Raw genomic sequence first — 20,071 nt, forward strand, 5'->3', positions numbered from 1 at the left:
AAGCAGATGTAGCGTTATGCTTCATGCTGCGCTAGGTGCTGGGCGGGTCGAATGTCGGCGACGTGCGCTTCGGCCTGTCCCCCCTGTGCGAGCTCGGCCTGTCACTGCGGGCCGTGCGCAACCCGGCCCGCTACCCGCGGCAGCTGCCGTGGCTGCGGCAGACGCAAGCCGCACGCACCGCACTCGACCACGCCGCGCTCGACGCCCTGAACGACGACCGGTTGTGGACGCCCGACTTCTTGAACCCGCGCCCCGCCTCCCCTCTCACCCGCCTCGACGACGAGCTCGCGACGCTCTCCCGCATCCGCACCACGACCTTCCTGGGCGACCTCGAGGCGGTGCACGGCCGCATCCCCGCCGTGTTCGCGGGCGACCCGCGCGCCGCCGTACGCCGCGTCGTCGCGGCGCTGCGCGGACTCTGGGACGCCGCGTTCGCCCCCTACTGGCCGCGCATGCGCGCCGTGCTCGAGGCCGACATCGTCTACCGCGGCCGCCAGATCGCGCAATCGGGCCTCGGCGCCATGCTGAACGGGCTGACGTCCACCGTCCGCTTCGACGGCGGAGTGATCGAGGTCGCGCTCCGCGACCCGGCCGAGCGGGTGCAGGCCGCCGGCGGCCAGGGCGTCACCCTCGTGCCGACGATGAGCCGTCGCCGCGCGCGCTCACTGCCAGCGGCGGATGAGCTCGTGCAGCCGGCCGAGGAACGCGGTGAGGAACTCGCGCGTGCCCTCGTTCGCGATCGCGCCGTCGTCGGTGAAGAAGTCGTCGGTGATGCGGATGTATACCTCGGGCGCTCCGACGAGCGGCGCACCCTGGTCGACGAGGATCGTCTTCAGGTGGTTCTGCGCGAGGGCGCTCGAGATGAGTCCCCTGCTCGCGCCCGTCACGCCGGTCGGCTTGCCCGTCAGCGAGCTCTGACCCGACGGACGGCTGGCCCAGTCGATCGCGTTCTTGAGCACGCCGGGGATCGACCGGTTGTACTCCGGCGTGACGATGAGAAGCCCGTCGACGCTCTCGATCGCGTCCTTGAACTCCCGGCCCACGGCCGGGAAGTCGGCGTCGTACTGCGCGCCGTAAAACGGCAGCTCGGCGATCGGGATGTCGCGGATCGTGAGCCCCGCGCCGGGCGCGAGACGCACCAGCGCCTCGGCGAAGCGCCGATTGAGCGACGGCTCGGAGACCGACCCGACGATGAGGCCCACGGTGTAGTCGGCCACGGCCTCAGACCCCGGCGATCGCGACGGCGGGCGCGGGCAGCAGCGCGGCATCCCGCTCGCGTACGGTCTCGGAGCCCGCGCGCCACAGCACGACGACGCTCCACACGAACAGCCCGACGACCATGACGTTCCGCGCGAGCAGCACCCCCGCAGCGAACGGATCGCCGTCGATCAGCGGCATGTAAAGCACAGGGAAGACGAGCGTCGTCGCGAAGCAGACGCCCGCGAGCCAGCCCGCCGCCCGGCGCCAGGCGCGCGGATCGACGACGAGCCCGACGGCGACGATCGGGGCGAGCCACAGAATGTACTGCGGCGACCCGACCTTGTTGAAGACGATGAGCGCCGCCGTGAGCGCGAAGCTCGCCACGAGGATGAGGCGCTGCTCGAGCGCCGAGGTGAGCCGGCCCTGACGCACCGCCAGGCGACGCGCGCGCCACAGCAGCAGCACGATGATCGCGAACGAGATCGGCATGAGCAGACCCACGACGTCGCCCGCGAGGTGAGCGCCGGGGCCGGCGACCTCGCGCGTGGCGAGCACGTAGTTCTGCCGGATCTCCGAGCCGGGCAGCCCCAGCACCGTCGCCCAGACCCACGGGGTCGCGACGGGCGCTTCGAGCTGCAGCGACCGGTCGCCCTGGATCGTCGCGAAGCTGAACAGGTTCGAGCCGCCGCCGAAGACGACGACCGTCAGGGCGATGACGACGCTGACCGCGACGCCGCCGACGATGATGCGCAGGCGCTGGGATGCCACGGTGACGGCCGCGGCGGCGATCGCGGCCGGCCACACCTTGATCCACGTCGCGGCGGCGATCAGCGCCCCCGCGATCACGGGGCGACGGAGGAGCAGGACGAGGCCGGCGATGGCGAGCGGCGCGGCGAAGCCCTCGAGGCGGAGCATCGACACCGGCGCGAGGAGCACCTGCACCGCGAGCCAGTACCAGGCGGCGCGGTAGCCGGAGCGGCGGCGCAGACCGCCGGTGAGGGCGAGGATGGCGAAGAGGTTCGCCGCGACCATCAGCACGAACCAGCCGAGCTGGTAGTTGTAGGGACCCGCGGCGATGGCCGCCATGATCGGCGCGAGCGCGCCGGCGGGGTACACCCACGGCATGTCGATGACCGGCCAGTAGCCGAGCTTGGCCTGCTCGGCCCAGAGCCGGTAGAGGGGGAGGTCGCCCTGCGTCTGGCCGGCGAGGATCGTCGGCAGCAGCACCAGCAGGTAGAGCCCGTGCACGACGGCGAACCCGGCCAGCAGGCCCCGCGGGGTCATCGCGAACCGGCCGATCGGAACGCGCAGCGCCTGCGCGCGGCGGGTGACCCTACCCCACGCCGAGGGCAGCCAGGCAGGGGTGGTGCCGCTCGCGTCTGAGGCGCGGCGGGCCGTGGGGGCGCTCGTCACTCGGCTGAGTCTAGGGACTGGCGATGTGCGGATGGTGGACGGAATGTGTCGATCACCTGTGGGTTTGCTGAGCGGGCGCAGCCGCGCGCGGACGCCTCGGGTCCCTCGCACGGGGAGGCGCCGGGTCTCCGCCCTGCCCTAGCGTGGATGCCATGAGCGCTCCCCTGACCGCGCGGCCGACCGCGCGACGCGTGTCCGCGTCGGAGCGCCGCGCCGATCTCTGGCTGGCGTTGGCGCTGTTCGTCGGCGCGATCCTCAGTTCGTGGCTCGGCCAGGTCGCCGGGGTGTACGGCGACGAGTCGCCCGCGTTCGGCTGGGCGCTCGTCTACGCGGCCGCCCTCACGCTGCCGCTCGCGGTGCGACGCCGCCACCCCGAGGCGGTGCTGCTGTTCGTGGCATTCGCTTTCTTCGTCGGTGTGTCGCTGCGCATCCCCGAGGTCTACGTCGGGAACGTCGCGGTGTTCATCGCGATGTACACCGTCGGCGCGTGGGTCGCCGATCGGCGCCGCGCGACCGCCGTGCGGCTCATCGTGATCGTGGGCATGTTCATCTGGCTGCTCGTGACGACCTTCCAGGCGGCGACCGACGACGGCGACGGCGGGCTCCCGCGCGCTGGCCTGTTCTCGCCGTTCGCCGCGTACATGCTGCTGCAGTTCCTCGTGAACGCCGCGTTCTTCGGCGGCGCGTACCTCTTCGGCGAGCGCGCGTGGGCGCAGGCGCGCTCGCGTGCCGTGCTCGAGGAGCGCACCCGCGAGCTTCAACGCGAGCGCGAGCTCACCGCCGCACAGGCGGTCGCCCTCGACCGCGTGCGGATCGCCCGCGAACTGCACGACGTGGTCGCCCACCACGTCTCGGCGATGGGCGTGCAGGCCGGGGCCGCCCGGGCCGTGCTCGATCGCGATCCCGCGGCGGCGCGGGGTGCGCTGGTGACGGTCGAGCAGTCGGCGCGCGACGCCCTCGTCGAGCTGCGCCAGCTGCTCGAGACGCTGCGCACGCCCGACGCCGACACCCCGGGAGAGTCGACGCTGCACCTGGCAGCGCTTCCCGACCTCGTCGCGCACGCGACCGAGAACGGGCTGCCGACGACGTTCGCGGTAGTCGGCGAGCCCGTCGAGATCCCCGAGCTGGTGCAGGTGAACCTCTACCGCGTGGCGCAGGAGGCGCTCACCAACGCCCGACGCCACGGCGGCCCCGTCGCCACCGCCGACGTGCGCCTGCGCTACAGCACCGACGCGATCGAGCTCGAGGTCTCGAACGACGGCCGCGGGCATCTCGTCGGCCGGCCGGGGCTCGGCCTCGTCGGCATGCGCGAGCGCGCGACGGCATCGGGCGGCACGCTCGAGGCCGGCCCGCGCTCCCGCGGCGGGTTCCTCGTGCGCCTGCGGGTGCCCCTCCCCCTCCGTCTGCCGGACGCGAAGACGACAGCGGATGCTTCGGCGACGGTGGCCCGGGTCACGGATGCCTCTGTCACAGGCGTCTCTGTCACGGGTGTCTCTGCCACGGACAGCTCAGCGACGGGTGCCTCGAACGCCGGGAGCCGCGCGTGACCGCGCCGATCCGCGTGCTGCTGGTCGACGACCACGCCGTCATGCGTGCGGGATTCCGCATGATCCTCGACGCCGAACCCGACATCTCGATCGTGGGGGAGGCGGCGACGGGCCTCGAGGCGGTGGCCGCGGCATCTACACTGCGTCCCGACGTGATCTGCATGGACGTGCAGATGCCCGACCTCGACGGCCTCGAGGCCACGCGCCGGATCGTCGCCGACCCGGCGGTGCGCTCCGCCGTCGTGATCGTGACGACGTTCGACCGCGACGACTACCTGTTCCAGGCGCTCGAGGCGGGCGCGAGCGGATTCCTGCTGAAGAACGCCGGGCCGGAGCAGCTCGTCGAGGCGGTACGTGTCGCGGCGGCCGGCGACGCGCTGCTCGCACCCGCCGTCACACGACGGGTCATCGAGCGGTTCGCCCGCGGCGCGGACGCCCCCACCCCGCCCGCCGGAGCATCGGGTGCCGCCGAAGCCTCGGGTACCACCGGCGCCGCGGGTGCGCCCCGCCCGGCACCGGATGCCCGGGTATCCCGCGCCCTGGCATCCACCGACCCCGTGCCCGGGCCCGGCGTGCGGGTCGAGCTCACCGAGCGCGAGAGCGAGGTGCTCCGGCTCCTCGCCGACGCCCGCAGCAACGTCGAGATCGCCGCGGCGCTGTACATCGGCGAGGCCACGGTGAAGACGCACGTGTCGAACGTGCTGCAGAAGCTCGGCGTGCGCGACCGGGTCGCCGCCGTCGTCTACGCCCACCGCCACGGCCTCGCCTGACCAGACCCGCCCCACCCGGGTCCGCCGTGCGGGGGACCTCGCGCGACCCTCCACCCCGACACCCTCCCCGAACTCCGCCGCCAGGCGGAGGTGCGCGGCGCCGCGGCCCCGTAGCGTCGAAGACGGCACTGCGGCGGCGACCATCGTCGCCGCGGCCGAGGAGGAGGAACGATGCTCGAACTGAACGGCATCATGAAGAGCTACGGCACCACCCGGGTGCTCGACGACGTCACCTTTCAGGTCGCGCCGGGCAAGCTGACCGGGTTCGTCGGCGGCAACGGCGCCGGCAAGACCACGACCATGCGGATCATCCTGGGCGTGCTCGCCCCCGATGGGGGCACGGTCACCCTCGACGGCGAGGCGGTCACGGCGGCCGACCGGCGCCGGTTCGGCTACATGCCGGAGGAGCGCGGCCTCTACCCGAAGATGCGCGTGCTCGACCACATCGTCTACCTGGCACGGCTGCACGGGTTCAGCAAGGCCGACGCCACCGAGCGCGCGGAGGCGCTGCTCGTCGAGCTCGGACTGGGCGAGCGCCTGCAGGACAACATCGAGACGCTGTCGCTCGGCAACCAGCAGCGCGCGCAGATCGCCGCCGCACTCGTGCACGACCCCGAGGTGCTGATCCTCGACGAGCCGTTCTCGGGTCTCGACCCGATCGCGGTCGACGTCGTCGCCGGCGTGCTGCACGCCCGCGCCGCTGCCGGGGCCGCCGTGCTGTTCTCCTCGCACCAGCTCGACGTCGTCGAGCGGCTGTGCGACGAGCTCGTCATCATCGCGGGCGGCCGGATCCGCGCCGCCGGGTCGCTCGAGCAGCTGCGCGCCGAGCACGCGCAGCGCCGCTTCGAGCTGATCTCGGCCGGCGACCTCGGCTGGCTCCGCGACGAGCCGGGCGTCGAGGTCGTCTCGCTCGACGGCGGCTACGCCCTGTTCGACGCCGACACCGACGAGACCGCGCAGCGGGTGCTCCGCCGCGCCGTCGCCGAGGGCGCCGTCACGACGTTCGCGCCCCGCCATCCCTCTCTCGCCCAGATCTTCAAGGAGGTCATCCAGTGACCGCGCCCACCACTTCCCCCACTGCGCAGACCGCCGCGCGCCGCGCCGCGCCGCCCGCCGCCGCGCCCACCTTCGCGCAGAGCGTCTGGCTCGTCGCCGAGCGCGAGATCGGGTCGAAGCTGCGCAGCAAGTCGTTCCTCATCTCCTTCGGCATCCTGTTCGTGCTGGCCCTCGCCGGGGTCATCTGGGCGGGCTTCAGCGCCAAGGACTCGTCGACGACGCGCGTCGCCGTCACGAGCGCGTCGGCGCAGTACGTCGACGGCGTGCCGGGACTCGAGGTCATCGAGGTCGCCGACGATGCCGCCGCCGAGGCGCTCGTGAAGGACGGCACCGTGGATGCCGCGGTGCTCGGCGACACCGCCTCGCCGCTCGGCTACTCGGTCGTGGTCGAATCCGACGTGCCCTCGAACCTGCTGATGTCGCTGTCGCAGTCGCCCTCGGTGGTCGTGCTCGACCCGGCGAGCTCGACCAACTGGATCGGGTACATCGCCGCGATCGGCTTCGGCGTCGTGTTCCTGTTCGCCGCGCAGACCTTCGGCGCGACGATCGCGCAGAGCGTCGTCGAGGAGAAGCAGACCCGTGTGGTCGAGCTGCTCATCTCGGCGATCCCCGCGCGGGCGCTGCTGGCCGGAAAGGTCGTCGGCAACACGATCCTCGCGATGGGTCAGGTCGTGATCCTCGCCGCCATCGCGGTCATCGGTCTCACCGTCACGGGTCAGAGCGAGTTCCTGCAGGGCGTCGGCGGACCGATCGCCTCGTTCGCGGTGTTCTTCCTGTTCGGCTTCGTGCTGCTGGCGGCGCTGTTCGCCGCGGCGGCGGCGATGGTCTCGCGGCAGGAGGACATCGGCGCCACGACGACGCCGCTGATGTTTCTGATCCTCGGGCCGTACTTCCTGGTGATCTTCTTCTGGAACAACCCGACCGTGCTCACGATCATGTCGTACGTGCCGTTCTCGGCCCCCGTCGGCATGCCCGTGCGGCTCTTCCTCGGACAGGCGCAGTGGTGGGAGCCGCTCGTCTCGCTCGCGATCCTGCTCGTCACGTGCGTGCTGGCGATCTGGGCCGGCGCGAGGATCTACGAGAACTCGATCCTCCGCATGGGCGGACGCGTGAAGCTCGGCGAGGCGTTCGCGGGCTGACGGCTCAGAGGTGATCGGTGGATGCCGCGGACGATTCGGTCCGCGGCATCCGTCGTCTCACGATCTGGGGCGCGAGCACCCCGTGCAGCGCGATGCTGCCGACGACCGTGAACACCATCACGGCGAGCACGTCGTACGCCTCGGGCTCCGGCAGCTTTGCGAAGGCGAGCAGCCCGAACACGATCGTCGCGGTGCCGCGTGGACCGATGAATCCGAGCGCCGTGCGGTCGCGCCACGACACCGACGATCCGAGCATCGAGACGTACACCGGCACGACACGGAAGACGGTCAGCGCGAGCAGGGCGACCAGCAGCAGGCGCGGGTCGAACCCGTCGAGGACGACGACGACCGTCATCGCGCCGAGCACGAACCACACGAGGTTCGCGGCGAGGGTGCCGACCTCTTCGACGAGCATCACCTCGGTGTGCGGGATCGTGTGCTCCACCGTGCCGCGGGTGCGCATGAGGCGGTACAGGATGCCGGCGACGAACGCCGCGACGAAGCCGTTGGCCGCGATCGTCGACACCGTCGCGGTGCCGAAGGCGAGCAGCGGCACGAGCAGCATGACGTAGCGGATGCCTGCGGGCGCCGCCCAGCCACGGGTGAGGGCGAGCCGGGCGAGGAGGCCGAACAGCCCGCCGAACACGATCGCGACGAGGGTAGCCGGTACGGCGCCAAGGAACGCGGCCACGAACTCCCCGAGGTTCTCTTCGAGCTGCGTCTCGGCGTCGGGAGTGCGGGTGTCGGCGTCGACGGCGGCGAGGAGCGTCGGCAGGGCGACCGCGGCGGCGAGCGCCATCGCGAACACGGGCGAGACGAGCCCGTCGTTGTATCCGCTCTCCACGTTGAGGATCTGGCGGATGCGCGGCCGCCTCGGCGAAGCCGTCCACGTCGATGAAGACGAGCACGGCGCCCGCGAGGGTGAGCGCCGCCGGCCCGGCGACGCCGTAACGCTCGAACCGGTGCTCGACAAGCGACCAGAGCGCGATCGCGACGAACCCGCACAGGAAGATCAGCGGTATCCACTCCCCCTCCCCGATCCGGCGCTGCGCCGCGCGCTGTGCTCAGTCTGGCGGATGCGGGGTCAGCGCTCGACGAGGATGCCGTCCGCGTCGGCCCACACGTGGGCGCCGGGGCGGAAGACGACCCCCGCGATCTCGACCGGGAGGTCGACCTCGCCGACGCCGGCCTTCGCGCTCTTGCGCGGGTTCGAGCCGAGCGCCTTCACTCCGAGGGGGAGCTCGCCGATGGCGACGCGGTCGCGGATCGCGCCGTGCACGATGATGCCCGCCCAGCCGTTCTCGACGGCCGAGGCGGCGATGAGGTCGCCGACGAGGGCGGATTCGAGCGAGCCGCCGCCGTCGATCACGAGCACGGCGCCCTCGCCCGGCGTCGCGAGCAGCTCCTTCACGAGCGCGTTGTCGCGGTGGCAGCGGATCGTACGCATCGGCCCGTCGAAGGCGACGTGCCCGCCGATGTCGTGCAGCTGCAGGGCGAGCGAGTCGAGCTCGTCGCCGCGTTCGTCGTAGAGGTCGGCCGTCGCGATGGTGGTCATGACGCCACGCTAGCCCGCGAGCGTCGCACGCGGCGGGGCGGCGGGGCGGCGGGAGGAGAAGTCTCGCCGTCATTCTGTGAAACGAAAGGCTTTCAGCGGGAACACATCGGTCTTCTATAGCCTTGAATGATCCGGGCCGACGACGTCCCCTCCCCCACCGTCACGCCAGGAGTCGCCATGAGCCCCGCCGTCACCTCCGCCCCCATCCTCGATGTGCTCGCCGAGCGCTGGAGCACCCGCATCTTCGACGCCGCGACGCCGATCGACGAGGCGGCGCTCGCCAGTGCCCTCGAGGCCGCCCGCTGGGCGCCGTCGGCGAACAACACCCAGCCGTGGCGCTTCGTCGTGGCCCGCCGCGGCACCGCCGAGCACGCGCAGATCGTCGACGCGCTGATGGGCTTCAACCAGGCCTGGGCGGCGGATGCCGCGGCGCTGATCGTCTTCGCCGCGTCGGCCTCGCTCGACGGCAAGCCGCTGCCGTGGGCCGCGTACGACACCGGCCAGGCCGCCGCCCACTTCACCGTGCAGGCGCACGCGTCGGGCCTGTACACGCACCAGATGGGCGGGTTCCACCGCGACCAGATCGGTGAGGCGTTCGGCTTCGGCGACGACCTCGCGGCCGTCACCGTCATGGCCGTCGGCGCCCTCGGCGACATCGACGCCGCACCCGAGACGCTGCGCGAGCGCGAGCAGGCGCCGCGCACCCGCCGTCCGATCGAGGAGTCGCTCGTCGTCGACGCCTGACGCGCGGCGGTGAGCCGCCGCCCGGGCCGCCCGGATCACCGGCACCGGATCGCCGGGCGCGCGAACGGCACAGCACAGCGTCTCGCCCCTGACAACCCGCCTCCCCTCGCGGGCTGCGGGGCGTTAGCCTGCGCAGATGACCGGTTCCGCTGCACGCTCCGTCCCGCCGGCAGGCGCCGAGGCTTCCGCCGCGGCCGCCTCGATCATCGGGATCGGCACCGCCGTGCCGCCCACCCGCCTCGCCCAGGCGGCGGTGCGCGATCTGTTCGCGGGGCAGCCGGGCGCCGACCGCCTGACGCGGCGCCTCATCGCCGCGGCGTTCGGCCAGTCGGCGATCGCGGAGCGCCGCACCGTGCTGCCCGAACTGGCGTCGAGGACGTCCGCCGAGGCATCCGCATCGCCGGTGTTCGTCGACGCCGACGGGCGCATCCTGCATCCGCCGACCGGCGCCCGCAACGACGTCTACGTGCGCGAGGCGCCCGGGCTGTTCGCCGCGGCGGCACGTGACGCGCTCGCGCGAGCCGGGGTGGATGCCTCGGACGTCACCCATGTCGTGACCGCCTCGTGCACGGGGTTCTTCGCCCCGGGGCCCGACTTCCGGCTCGTGCGCGACCTGGGGCTCCGCACCACCGTGTCGCGGGAGCACCTCGGCTTTCTCGGGTGTGCGGCGGCGCTCCCGGCGCTGCGTTCGGCCGCGCGCATCTGTGCCGCCGACCCGTCGGCGATCGTGCTCGTCGCCTGCGCGGAGCTGTGCACGATCCATCTGCGCGCGTCGAGCGATCCCGACCAGATCGTCTCATCGGCGGTCTTCGCCGACGGCGCCGCGGCGGCCGTCGTCACCGCGGCCGGCTCGGCGGCAGGTGCCCCGCCGCGGCGGCGGATCGAGCTCGGCACGTTCGCCACCGCCATCACCGACGACGGCGAGACGGCGATGGGCTGGACGATCGGCGACCACGGGTTCGAGATGACCCTCACCGCGGAGGTGCCCCGCATCGTCGGCCGCGAGGTGCGCGCCGCCCTGGCCCCGGTGCTTGCGGCCGGGATCGACGCCGGGGTCGACGGCGCGCGAGCGGAGGGCGACGCCGGCGCGCCGGACGTACCCGCCCCGGACACTCTCTGGGCGGTGCACCCGGGCGGACGCAGCATCCTCGACCGGGTCGAGGATGCGCTGGGGCTCGCGCCGGACGCGCTGGCGCACTCGCGCGGCGTGCTCCGCGACCACGGCAACATGTCGTCGGCGACGATCCTGTTCGTCCTGCGGCGGCTGCTCGACGACCCGGCGACGCCCGACGGCGCCCCGCTCATCGCGGTCGCGTTCGCGCCCGGCCTCACCGTCGAGTCGGCGCGGATGTCGGTGCACACCGGCGCCCGGCGGACAGACGCGGATGCCACGGACGCGGCCGCGACGGAGGCATCCACCCGCGCATCCGCGCCCGCGTCCGCCGCCGCGCCGACTGCGACTCCCGCGCCGGCCGAGACGCCCGCAACGACCCCCGAGGCGGCGCCCACCCGGACCACCACGCCCGAACCCGCGCCCGCGCTGAGCGCGCGCCGCTGACCGGCGCGACGGAACGCACGGCGATGACGGAGCCCCGATCAACCGACGCCCCCGCCCGCTCGCTGTCGAGGCGCGACGCCGACCTGCGCGAGCTGATGGACGATCCCGCCTGCGACCCGGCGCTCCTCCGGCGCACGCTGGAGCGGTTCGCGATCGTGAACCGGCTGATCTCGGGCTGGGGCAGCGTGTACCGACGGCATGTCCGACCGCTCACGCGCACGGCGGCCCGCGCCGACGGCTCGCTCAGCGTGCTCGACATCGGATGCGGTGGGGGCGACGTGCTGCGCCGCCTCGCCCGCCTCGCCCGCGCCGACGGCGTCGAGGTCGTCGCCGTCGGCATCGACCCCGACGAGCGTGCGCTCGAGGTGGCCCGGGCCGCGAGCACCGGCGAGGCGGAGTACCGGCAGGCGTACAGTTCCGAGCTCATCGGCGAGGGCCGGCGGTTCGACGTCGTGATCTCGAACCACGTGCTGCACCACCTGGGCGACGACGGGCTGCGCACGGTGCTCGGCGACTCTCGGGCCCTCTCTCGCGGGCTCGTGCTGCACTCCGACATCGCGCGCTCGCGCACCGCTTTCGCGGCCTACGCGGCTGCGATCACGCCGCTCGCGCCGGGGAGCTTCCTCCGCACCGACGGGCTGCGATCGATCCGCCGCAGCTGGACTCCGAGCGAGCTGACGCGGCACCTCGCCGCCGATCCGGCGTACGCGGGCTGGCGGGTCGAGCGCCCCGCGCCGTTCCGACTGCTGCTGACGTCGAGCGCAGAGCCGCGGGGAGCATCGTGACCAGCGCCGTGATCGACGTCGCGATCGTCGGGGCGGGCCCCGTGGGCACGCTGCTGGCCGCCGAGCTCGCCCGGCTCGGCGTCGCCGCGACGGTGATCGAGCAGCGCGCCGAGGCGGGCGGAGGGTCACGCGCCGTCGGGATCCACGCGACGGCCCTCGCGGCGATGGAGGCCTCGGGGGCGACCGATCGCCTCCTCGCCGACGCGCTGCGGGTGCGGGTCGGCGAGGCGCGTCGCCGTGGCCGCACCCTCGGCGAGGTGCGGTTCGACCGGCTGCACGCCCGGCATCCGTTCGTCGCGACGCTCCCCCAGTCGGCGACCGAGGCCGCCCTCGCCGGAGCCGCCGCCGCGTGGGACGCACCGCCGCCGCGGCGCGGCGCGGCCGTGACGTCCGTGCGATCGCGCGGCGGAGCGGACGGCGGAGCAGCGGGTGCGGTCGAGGTGACGCTGGATGCCGGGGAGTCGCTTGCCGCCCGCATCGTCGTCGTCGCGGGCGGGCTGCGCTCGCGCGCGTTGCTGCCCGCTCTCGGCGGCGAGACCCGCGTGCGGCGGGCGCCCTATCCGGATCGCTACCTCATGACCGACACCGCCGACGTGAGCGGCGACGGCAACCGCGCGGTCGTGCATCTCGATCCGCGCGGGGTGCTCGAGTCGTTCCCGCTGCCCGGCGGGCGGCGCCGGTACGTCGCGTGGGTCGGCGCGGCGACGGGCGACCGGGCGCTCGATCGGGCGGGCGACTCGGCCGAGGCGGACGCGGCGACGGCGCGGCTGCGCACCGCGGTGGCGGAGCGGACCGGATCGGATGCCGAGGCATCCACTGTCTCGCACGCAACCACGTTCGGCGTCGCACGGTCTCGGCTGACGGCGCTGCGCGTCGGGCGCGTGCTCGCGATCGGCGATGCGGCGCACGAGGTGAGCCCGATCGGCGGGCAGGGGATGAACCTCGGGCTCATCGACGCCGTCACGCTCGCGCCACTCCTCGCACGGTGGATCCGGTACGGCGACGCCCCGCCCGAGCTGGCCGCGTGGGAGCGGGCGCGCCTCCGCGCCGCCGACCTCTCCGGGCGCCTCGCCGCCGCGAACACGACCCTCGGGCGTCCGCACGGCGCGGCGACCGCCCTCGGCGTGCGGCTCGCGCTGGCCGGTCCGACCGCGCGGCTGATGGCGCACGCGTACGCGATGGGCTTCGATTCCGCCGCGCGTCGCTTCCGGCGCTGAGCCCACCCGGCGACCCCGGGGCGCGCGCGGTCAGATCCGCAGCCCGGTCGCGGCCAGCTGCAGGGCGAGCACGAGCGCGGCGAGCATGACGAGGCGGAACACCCCGCGCCCCGCGCCGCGACCGCTGCCCCCCGCCGCCGCCTCCTCCGGCCCGTCTCCGCCGGAACGCCCGCCCCCGACCACTCCCCGCAACCCGAACGCCCCGATCACGACGACCGCGATCGTGCCGATCACCGCGACGGGCTGCAGCGCCGCCCCGTCGAGCACCGGCCCGAGGAGCACCGCAAGCGCACCGACGAGCAGCGCCCCGAAGGCGACCAGGGCGCTGCCGCGGGCGCCGATCCGGTGCGGCAGCCCGCGCACCCCCGTCGCCGCGTCGTCGTCGAGGTCGGGCAGCACGTTCGAGAAGTGCACGGCGACCCCGAGCGCTGATCCCGCGATACCCGCCCAGCCCGCCGCCAGAGCCGGCACCGGCTCGGCGAGCGTCGCGAGCGAGGGGAACAGCCCGAAGCTCACCACGAACGGCAGCACGGATGCCGCGGTGCGCTTGAGCCACGCGTTGTACGCCCACGCCGAAGCGAGGGCGATGGTGTGCGCGAGGAGGAACCCGGCCCCGAGCAGCGCCGACAGCGCGAGCGCCACGACGAGCGCGACTCCGGCAGCGAGGGCCACGGCGCGCGCCGTGATCTCCCCGCGCGCCACGGGTTTGTCGGCGCGGCCGACGGCGAGGTCGCGGCGCGCGTCGATCGCGTCGTTCGACCAGCCGACGGAGAGCTGACCGGCGAAGACGGCGCCGACCAGGAGAGCGAGGCGCGGGGCATCCAACCCCACCGACAGCCCGAGGATCAGGGCGAGCGCCGACACCACGAGCGTCGGCCCGGGGTGACTCGCCCGCCACAGCGCGGCGGTGGCGGTCATGGGCGCCACCCTAGCCCGTCCTGGCACAGCGAAAGCGCCGCCGTGCCCACCGAAAGCGCCGCCGGGCACGTGGCGCGGCGGCGCTTTCGGTGCGACCGTGGACGATCAGTCGTCGGGCAGCTCCGCCTCGATGACGTCGTCGTCGGCGGGTTCGGATGCCGAGGCATCCATCCGCTCCTCCGGCGCGGCACCGGCCGAGGTCAGCACGAGGCCCGAGCCGTCGGCGCCCACGTCGACCCGCACGATGTCGCCGTCGCGCACGCCGCCGGACAGGAGCGCCATGGCGAGGCGGTCCTGGATCTCCGACTGGATGAGGCGGCGCAGCGGCCGGGCCCCGAAGATCGGGTCGTAGCCGCGTTCGGCGAGCCACGCGCGGGCGTCGGGGGTGACGGCGAGCGTGAGCCGGCGGTCCTTGAGACGGCGCTGGAGGGCGTCGACCGACAGTTCGACGATCTGCGCGAGGTCGTCCTCGGAGAGCGCGGTGAACATGACGATGTCGTCGAGCCGGTTGAGGAACTCGGGGCGGAACGCCGTGCGCACGAGCGCCATCACCTGTTCGTGCTTCTCCTCGACCGTGAGCGTCGGGTCGATGAGGATCGGCGAGCCGAGGTTCGACGTCAGGATCAGGATCGTATTGGTGAAGTCGACGGTGCGGCCCTGGCCGTCGGTGAGGCGCCCGTCGTCGAGCACCTGCAGCAGGATGTCGAAGACCTCGGGGTGGGCCTTCTCGACCTCGTCGAGGAGCACCACCGAGTAGGGGCGCCGGCGCACGGCCTCGGTGAGCTGCCCGCCCTGCTCGTAGCCGATGTATCCGGGAGGGGCGCCGACGAGGCGCGCGACGGAGTGCTTCTCGCCGTACTCCGACATGTCGATCCGGACCATGGCGCGCTCGTCGTCGAAGAGGAACTCGGCGAGCGCCTTCGCCAGCTCGGTCTTGCCGACGCCGGTCGGGCCGAGGAAGAGGAACGAGCCGAGCGGCCGGTTCGGGTCGCTGATGCCGGCCCGCGAGCGGCGGACCGCGTCGGAGACCGCCTTCACGGCATCCTTCTGCCCGATCAGCCGCTTGCCGAGCTCGCTCTCGAGGTGCACGAGCTTCTCGCTCTCGCCCTGCAGGAGCTTGCCGACCGGGATGCCCGTCCACGCGGCGATCACCGAGGCGATGTCCTCATCGGTGACCTGATCGTTGACCATCCGCTCTCCGTCCGCCGCCTCGGCGTGCTCGGCCTGGGCGACCTGGCGCTCGAGGGCGGGGATCTCGGCGTAGTACAGGCGCGACGCCTTCTCGAGGTTGCCCTCGCGCTGGGCGCGTTCGGCCTCGATGCGGGCCTGGTCGAGACGGGTCTTCAGCTCGCCGACGGCGTTGAGCGACGACCGCTCGCGCTCCCAGCGCGCCTGCAGCTCGTCGAGGCGCGCCTGCTCGGTCTTGAGCGTCTCGCGCAGGGTCGCGAGCCGCTCCTTGGACGCCGGGTCCTTCTCCTTCTTGAGGGCGAGCTCTTCGAGCTTCAGCCGGTCTACGTGGCGGCGCAGCTCATCGATCTCGAGCGGGGCCGAGTCGATCTCCATGCGCAGGCGCGAGGCGGCCTCGTCGATCAGGTCGATCGCCTTGTCGGGGAGCTGACGGCTCGGGATGTAGCGGTTCGAGAGGGATGCCGCGGCCACCAGCGCGCCGTCGGCGATGGCGACCTTGTGGTGCGCCTCGTAGCGTTCCTTGAGGCCGCGGAGGATCGCGATGGTGTCCTCGACGCTCGGCTCGCCGACGTACACCGGCTGGAAGCGGCGCTCGAGCGCGGCATCCTTCTCGATGAACTCGCGGTACTCGTCGAGCGTCGTCGCGCCGATCAGGCGCAGCTCGCCGCGCGCGAGCATCGGCTTGAGCATGTTGGATGCCGCGACCGACCCCTCGCCGCCGCCGGCGCCCATGAGCACGTGTAGCTCGTCGATGAAGGTGATGATCCGCCCGTCGGACTCGGTGATCTCCTTGAGCACGCTCTTCAGGCGCTCCTCGAACTGGCCGCGGTACATTGCGCCCGCTACCAGGGCGGAGATGTCGAGCGAGACGAGCTCCTTGTCCTTGAGCGACTCGGCGACATCGCCGGCGACGATGCGCTGGGCGAGGCCCTCGACGACCGCCGTCTTGCCGACGCCGGGCTCGCCGATGAGCACGGGATTGTTCTTCGTGCGGCGGGTGAGCACCTGGCTGACGCGGCGGATCTCGCTGTCGCGACCGATGACCGGGTCGAGCTTTCCCTGCCGGGCCCGCTCGGTGAGATTGATGCCGAACTGCTCGAGGGCGCTCTGCTGCTCCTCTTGGCCGGGCTGGGGTTGTGCGTTCATTCCATCTCCTTGAAAGCTGTGCGACTAAACTTGAGTCGTAGTGGCTCAAGTTTACCAAAGCCCGGTGTGCCCGGCAAGGGGCCGGGGCGCCTCACGGGTGGCCACGGGCGACACTGTTGCGGGGTTGCCGCGTTTTGTCGCCAACGCGCGCGAAACGACCGATCGCGGTACCCGGCGCACGCGGCCGACGGGCCGAGCGGGCGCCGGCGCGTCAGGCGGCGTCCGGCTCCTCGCCGGCGCAGCTGAACCGCGCGCGGTAGGCCGTAGGACTGAGCCCCAGCATCCGCGTGAAGTTCTGCCGCAGGACCGCGGCCGAACCGAAGCCGCTCTCGAAGGCGATCTGGTCGAGGCCGAGATCGGTGCGCTCGAGGAGGCGCTGCGCATGGATGATCCGCTGGCGCGCGAGCCACGCGGCGGGAGTGGTGCCGAAGTCGGCCTTGAAGCGCCGGGCGAAGGTGCGGGGCGACATGTGGGCGCGGGCCGCCAGTTGGTCGACGGAGAGGTCGAGGCTGAGGTTCTCGAGCACCCAATCGGTCACGGGCGCGAGCGAGAGCGAGGTGGTCACCGGCAGCGGCGCCGCGATGAACTGCGCCTGGCCGCCGTCGCGCTGCGGCGGCACGACCATGCGCCGGGCGATGGTGTTCGTCATCTCCGCGCCGAGCTCGATGCGCAGGAGGTGCAGACAGGCGTCGAGCCCCGCGGCGGTGCCGGCGCTCGTGATGATGCGGCCATCCTGCACGTAGAGCGCGTTCGGGTCGACGTCGATCTCGGGGTAGAGGCTTGCCATCTTCTCGGCGTACATCCAGTGCGTCGTGGCGCGGCGACCGTCGAGAACGCCCGCCGCCGCGAGGACGAACGACCCGCTGCAGACGCTCAGCACCCAGGCATCCCGCGCGACGGCGTCCCGGACGAGGTCGAGCACGCGCTCGTCCACGTCGTCCCAGTACTCGTGCGGGATCGGCGAGATCACGACGAGGTCGGCCTCGTAGGCGAAGGAGAGATCGGCGTCGACGTTGATCGAGAAGCCGATCTTCGAAGGCACGACGCCCGGTGTGGGTGTCACGACGCGGAAGTCGAAGTTCGGGATGCCGTCGTCGGAGCGGTCGAGTCCGAACGCCTCGCAGGCGACGCCGAACTCGAACGGAGCGAACCCGGGCAGGACGACGCACGCGACAGTCTTCATGGCAGGAATACTACTAGGGGCGGCTTTTCTGCCACTAGTGGCGGTTTGGATACGTGCGTACCGTTCCTGCCATGATCCTTCTCACTCACCTCACGCTGATCTCGACGATCGCGATCGCGCTCACCGGGCTCCTCTACGCCCTCACCTCGTACCTCTGACGCGGACTCCCCGGGCGCCGGGCGCCGCGCGCCTGCTTCGAGAAAGCGCGCGTGTGGGAGACCGCGACCGCCGGACCGCTCAGATCCCGGCGAGCGCGTCGAGCAGCACGTCCGCCGACCGGCCCCAGTCGAATCGCGCGATGTGGGCGGTGCCCGCGGCGATCACCTCGGCGCGGCGAGCGGGGTCGTCGAGGGCGCGGATGCCTCGGGCGAACGCCTCGGCATCCATCCCGGGTGCGTACAGCGCACCGTCGCCGGCGACCTCGCGGAAGATCGGCATGTCGGTGACGACGGCGGGGACGCCGAGTTCGAGCGCTTCGGCGACGGGCAGGCCGTAGCCCTCGTCGAGCGAGGCGGAGACCAGGACGCCGTGGTCGGCGAGGAGGGCCGCGTACTCGGCATCCGTCACCCCGCCGTGGAAGACGACGCGCGCGCCGGCGGGGTCGATCAGCGCCTCGAGCTCGGCGCGGCGGGCGGGTGAGATGCGCGACAGCAGGTGCAGCGTGCGCCCAGGCAGGAGGGCCGCGGCGCCGAGGAGCGTCTCGACGTTCTTGTAGGGCATGAACGAGCCCATGTAGACGAGGTTCTGCGCGCCCGGCACGACCTCGGCCCCCTCGGGGAGGAGCTCGGCGAGCCGCTGCGGCGCGTTGGGCACGACCACGACGGGGCGCTTCGTGAGGTTCACGCGGGCGAACTCGGCGGCGCTCGTCTCGCTCACGGTGGCGACGACGTCGGCGGCGTTGAGGGTCAGGCGCTGTGGCACGTAGGAGAGGTGGAACAGGCGCCAGCCGACGCGCACGTACCAGGGCAGGTCGCGCGGTGGCGTGCGGTGCCGGTAGTAGATCGTGTCGTGCAGGGTCAGGATGAGCCCGAAGCGACGGCCGAGCGAGCCGATCGTCTGCATGGGCGAGAACACCGCGTCGGGGCGGTAGCGGTTCAGCCGCAGCGCGGCGAACGGTTCGAGCGCCGAGGTGGGCGCGTGCACGAGCAGGGTGCGCGCCCCCGCGGGCAGGAGCGCGCGCTGCGCCTCGTCGTGGATGAGGAAGACGACGTCGACCCCCCGTGCGGGCGCGGCGGCGAACACGGCGCGGGCGAGCTCGGCCGAGTAGCGGCTGATGCCGTCGTGGAAGTCGGTGCGGATGTACCGCACGTCGAACAGCAGCCGCACGGCGTCAGGCTCCGAGCGGTTCGCCGCGGTAGAGCTTCTCGAACGTGTCGAGCGTGTTCTCGATGTCATGGATCTCGACGCCGTCGAGGGATGCCTGCTGCATGCGCAGGTACTCCTCGGGGCTCGCCGTCAGCACGCGGCGAAGCTTGTCGGCGAGGTCGTCGACGTTCCCCGGCTCGAAGAGGTAGCCGTTCTCGCCGTCGTGCACGAGGTGCGGCAGCGCCACGGCGTTCGCCGCGACCACGGGAAGGCCCGAGGCCATCGCCTCCATCGTCGCGATCGACTGCAGCTCGGCGATCGAGGCGATGGCGAAGACATCCGCCCGGCCATACGAGGCCCGCAGCTCCGCCTCTTCCACCCGACCGTGGAAGGTGACCCGGTCTTGGACGCCGAGGCGCTGCGCGGTCTGCTCGAGGTTGCGGCGCTGGTCGCCGCCTCCGACGATGTCGAACGTGATGTTCGGGAGTTCGGGGGCGAGCTTCGCGACGGCGCCGAGGGTGACCTCGACGTGCTTCTCGGTGGTGAGCCGGCCGACGAACAGCACTCGGTGGTGCTCGCGCGGGGTGAGGTCGGGCGCGTAGTTGCGCTTGTCGATGCCGCAGCTGATCGGGATGACGCCCTCGATGTCGATCGTCTGCTCGAGGAACTCGGCCGCCTTGCGGGTGGGCGTCGTCACGGCGCGCGACATGTCGAAGGTGCGCTTGGCGTCGTCCCACGCGAGCTTGACGACGATCTTGTCGAGCACGGGCGGCAGGGTCGTGAAGTCGATGATGTTCTCGGCCATCACGTGGTTGGTGGCGACCACGGGGATGCCTCGTTGATGCGCGATGCGGGTGAGACCGCGCCCGATCACGATGTGCGACTGACTGTGCACGACGTCGGGCTGGACGGCGTCGAGCACCTTGCGCGCGTAGTGCTTGCTGCGCCAGGGCCACACGAAGCGCAGCCAGTCGTGCGGGGGCCAGCGCACGCCGGGCAGCCGGTGCACGGTGAGGTCCTGGCCCTCGATGTGCTCGGTGAACACGCCGTGGTTGCGGTGCCCGACGCTCGGGGTGACGATGTGCACGTCGTGGCCGCGGCCGGCGAGGCCCGCGGCGAGGCGCTCCGCGAAGCGGGCGGCGCCGTTGACGTCGGGCGCGAAGGTGTCGGCGGCGATCACGATCGTCAGCGGACGTGCGGGCACGGACTCTCCCGCAGGGTCTGCGGGGGGTGTCGCGGATTCGGTCACGGAGTGCGGGGCCAATCTGTGCGGCGGCGGCGGGCTGCGAAGCACCGCGGAGCCCTCAGCGAGTCTACCCGAGAGCCTCCGCAGGGCTGCTGAGCGCT

At 72.8% G+C, this 20,071-nt stretch carries 17 protein-coding genes and 1 pseudogene; 9 read left to right on the forward strand and 9 right to left on the reverse strand.

All coding sequences use genetic code 11. The features are described 5' to 3' along the window. Positions 1-62: 62 nt before the first annotated feature. Positions 63-311, forward strand: a pseudogene (locus FHX68_RS16195) (DUF5937 family protein); the annotation flags it as partial. 351 nt (positions 312-662) lie between these two features. Here the strand turns inward: FHX68_RS16195 and FHX68_RS13350 are convergent. Together FHX68_RS13350 and FHX68_RS13355 are read right to left on the reverse strand one after the other, a co-directional pair. Beyond that, positions 663-1,217, reverse strand: coding sequence for an NADPH-dependent FMN reductase (locus FHX68_RS13350; RefSeq protein ID WP_141380602.1), 555 nt, complete (start codon positions 1,215-1,217; stop codon positions 663-665). A gap of 4 nt (positions 1,218-1,221) precedes the next feature. After that, positions 1,222-2,613 carry a class-II aminoacyl-tRNA synthetase family protein gene (locus tag FHX68_RS13355; RefSeq protein WP_229661548.1) on the reverse strand — a complete coding sequence of 464 codons (1,392 nt, stop codon included), beginning with the start codon at positions 2,611-2,613 and terminating at the stop codon, positions 1,222-1,224. Positions 2,614-2,765: 152 nt separating this feature from the next. Between FHX68_RS13355 and FHX68_RS13360 the strand changes: the two genes are divergently transcribed. The 4 genes from FHX68_RS13360 to FHX68_RS13375 all read left to right on the forward strand — a co-directional run bounded on the left by FHX68_RS13360 (position 2,766) and on the right by FHX68_RS13375 (position 7,125). Further along, positions 2,766-4,160, forward strand: a complete 1,395-nt coding sequence (locus FHX68_RS13360) for a sensor histidine kinase (RefSeq protein WP_211345092.1) — start codon at positions 2,766-2,768, stop codon at positions 4,158-4,160. Continuing rightward, positions 4,157-4,930: a response regulator gene (locus FHX68_RS13365; RefSeq protein WP_141380603.1), complete on the forward strand. Its 774-nt coding sequence runs from the start codon at positions 4,157-4,159 to the stop codon at positions 4,928-4,930. The genes FHX68_RS13360 and FHX68_RS13365 overlap by 4 nt, the downstream gene beginning before the upstream one ends. Before the next feature lie 171 nt (positions 4,931-5,101). Next, entirely contained in the window at positions 5,102-5,986 is an 885-nt protein-coding gene (locus FHX68_RS13370) for an ABC transporter ATP-binding protein (RefSeq protein WP_141380604.1), read from the forward strand. After that, entirely contained in the window at positions 5,983-7,125 is a 1,143-nt protein-coding gene (locus tag FHX68_RS13375) for an ABC transporter permease (protein ID WP_141380605.1), read from the forward strand. Before FHX68_RS13370 ends, FHX68_RS13375 begins: the two co-directional genes overlap by 4 nt. Before the next feature lie 4 nt (positions 7,126-7,129). On the opposite strand, the gene FHX68_RS13380 is transcribed toward FHX68_RS13375, so the two are convergent. Both FHX68_RS13380 and rraA read right to left on the reverse strand, forming a co-directional pair. Next, positions 7,130-7,969, reverse strand: a complete 840-nt coding sequence (locus tag FHX68_RS13380) for a cation:proton antiporter domain-containing protein (protein ID WP_229661549.1) — start codon at positions 7,967-7,969, stop codon at positions 7,130-7,132. A 240-nt stretch (positions 7,970-8,209) separates the two neighbouring features. After that, a complete protein-coding gene (gene rraA, locus FHX68_RS13385) occupies positions 8,210-8,680 on the reverse strand; it encodes a ribonuclease E activity regulator RraA (protein ID WP_141380606.1) in 471 nt (156 codons plus the stop codon). Positions 8,681-8,857: 177 nt separating this feature from the next. Here rraA and FHX68_RS13390 point away from each other — a divergent pair, with 177 nt between their 5' ends. The 4 genes from FHX68_RS13390 (at position 8,858) to FHX68_RS13405 (ending at position 12,984) form a co-directional block, all read left to right on the forward strand. Next, on the forward strand, positions 8,858-9,424 hold the full coding sequence (locus tag FHX68_RS13390) for a nitroreductase family protein (protein ID WP_141380607.1): 567 nt from the start codon (positions 8,858-8,860) through the stop codon (positions 9,422-9,424). 136 nt (positions 9,425-9,560) lie between these two features. After that, positions 9,561-10,982 (forward strand): type III polyketide synthase, encoded by a 1,422-nt coding sequence (locus FHX68_RS13395; RefSeq protein WP_176583099.1) that lies wholly within the window; start codon positions 9,561-9,563, stop codon positions 10,980-10,982. Positions 10,983-11,005: 23 nt separating this feature from the next. Further along, positions 11,006-11,767 (forward strand): methyltransferase domain-containing protein, encoded by a 762-nt coding sequence (locus tag FHX68_RS13400; RefSeq protein WP_141380608.1) that lies wholly within the window; start codon positions 11,006-11,008, stop codon positions 11,765-11,767. After that, the gene (locus tag FHX68_RS13405; RefSeq protein WP_229661550.1) at positions 11,764-12,984 is read left to right on the forward strand and encodes an FAD-dependent oxidoreductase; all 1,221 of its coding nucleotides are present in this window, start codon (positions 11,764-11,766) and stop codon (positions 12,982-12,984) included. Before FHX68_RS13400 ends, FHX68_RS13405 begins: the two co-directional genes overlap by 4 nt. Positions 12,985-13,014: 30 nt before the next feature. Here the strand turns inward: FHX68_RS13405 and FHX68_RS13410 are convergent, their stop codons facing one another. The 5 genes from FHX68_RS13410 to FHX68_RS13430 all read right to left on the reverse strand — a co-directional run bounded on the left by FHX68_RS13410 (position 13,015) and on the right by FHX68_RS13430 (position 19,973). After that, entirely contained in the window at positions 13,015-13,902 is an 888-nt protein-coding gene (locus tag FHX68_RS13410) for a UbiA family prenyltransferase (protein ID WP_141380609.1), read from the reverse strand. Between the two features lie 105 nt (positions 13,903-14,007). Next, on the reverse strand, positions 14,008-16,236 hold the full coding sequence (locus FHX68_RS13415; RefSeq protein WP_141380610.1) for an ATP-dependent Clp protease ATP-binding subunit: 2,229 nt from the start codon (positions 16,234-16,236) through the stop codon (positions 14,008-14,010). A gap of 211 nt (positions 16,237-16,447) precedes the next feature. Continuing rightward, on the reverse strand, positions 16,448-17,419 hold the full coding sequence (locus FHX68_RS13420) for a GlxA family transcriptional regulator (RefSeq protein ID WP_141380611.1): 972 nt from the start codon (positions 17,417-17,419) through the stop codon (positions 16,448-16,450). A 237-nt stretch (positions 17,420-17,656) separates the two neighbouring features. Next, positions 17,657-18,745 (reverse strand): glycosyltransferase family 4 protein, encoded by a 1,089-nt coding sequence (locus FHX68_RS13425; protein WP_141380612.1) that lies wholly within the window; start codon positions 18,743-18,745, stop codon positions 17,657-17,659. 4 nt (positions 18,746-18,749) lie between these two features. Further along, the gene (locus tag FHX68_RS13430; RefSeq protein WP_141380613.1) at positions 18,750-19,973 is read right to left on the reverse strand and encodes a glycosyltransferase; all 1,224 of its coding nucleotides are present in this window, start codon (positions 19,971-19,973) and stop codon (positions 18,750-18,752) included. Positions 19,974-20,071: the final 98 nt, after the last annotated feature.

It is taken from the genome of Microbacterium lacticum (genome assembly GCF_006716815.1).
Classification (GTDB): Bacteria; Actinomycetota; Actinomycetes; order Actinomycetales; family Microbacteriaceae; genus Microbacterium; species Microbacterium lacticum.

Coding starts and splice junctions, on each gene's coding strand:
- FHX68_RS13395 (WP_176583099.1), top strand. CDS start 9,561: ATGACCGGTTCCGCTGCACGCTCCGTCCCGCCGGCAGGCGCCGAGGCT.
- FHX68_RS13400 (WP_141380608.1), top strand. CDS start 11,006: ATGACGGAGCCCCGATCAACCGACGCCCCCGCCCGCTCGCTGTCGAGG.
- FHX68_RS13415 (WP_141380610.1), bottom strand. CDS start 16,236: ATGAACGCACAACCCCAGCCCGGCCAAGAGGAGCAGCAGAGCGCCCTC.
- FHX68_RS13390 (WP_141380607.1), top strand. CDS start 8,858: ATGAGCCCCGCCGTCACCTCCGCCCCCATCCTCGATGTGCTCGCCGAG.
- FHX68_RS13370 (WP_141380604.1), top strand. CDS start 5,102: ATGCTCGAACTGAACGGCATCATGAAGAGCTACGGCACCACCCGGGTG.
- FHX68_RS13410 (WP_141380609.1), bottom strand. CDS start 13,902: ATGACCGCCACCGCCGCGCTGTGGCGGGCGAGTCACCCCGGGCCGACG.
- FHX68_RS13420 (WP_141380611.1), bottom strand. CDS start 17,419: ATGAAGACTGTCGCGTGCGTCGTCCTGCCCGGGTTCGCTCCGTTCGAG.
- rraA (WP_141380606.1), bottom strand. CDS start 8,680: ATGACCACCATCGCGACGGCCGACCTCTACGACGAACGCGGCGACGAG.
- FHX68_RS13360 (WP_211345092.1), top strand. CDS start 2,766: ATGAGCGCTCCCCTGACCGCGCGGCCGACCGCGCGACGCGTGTCCGCG.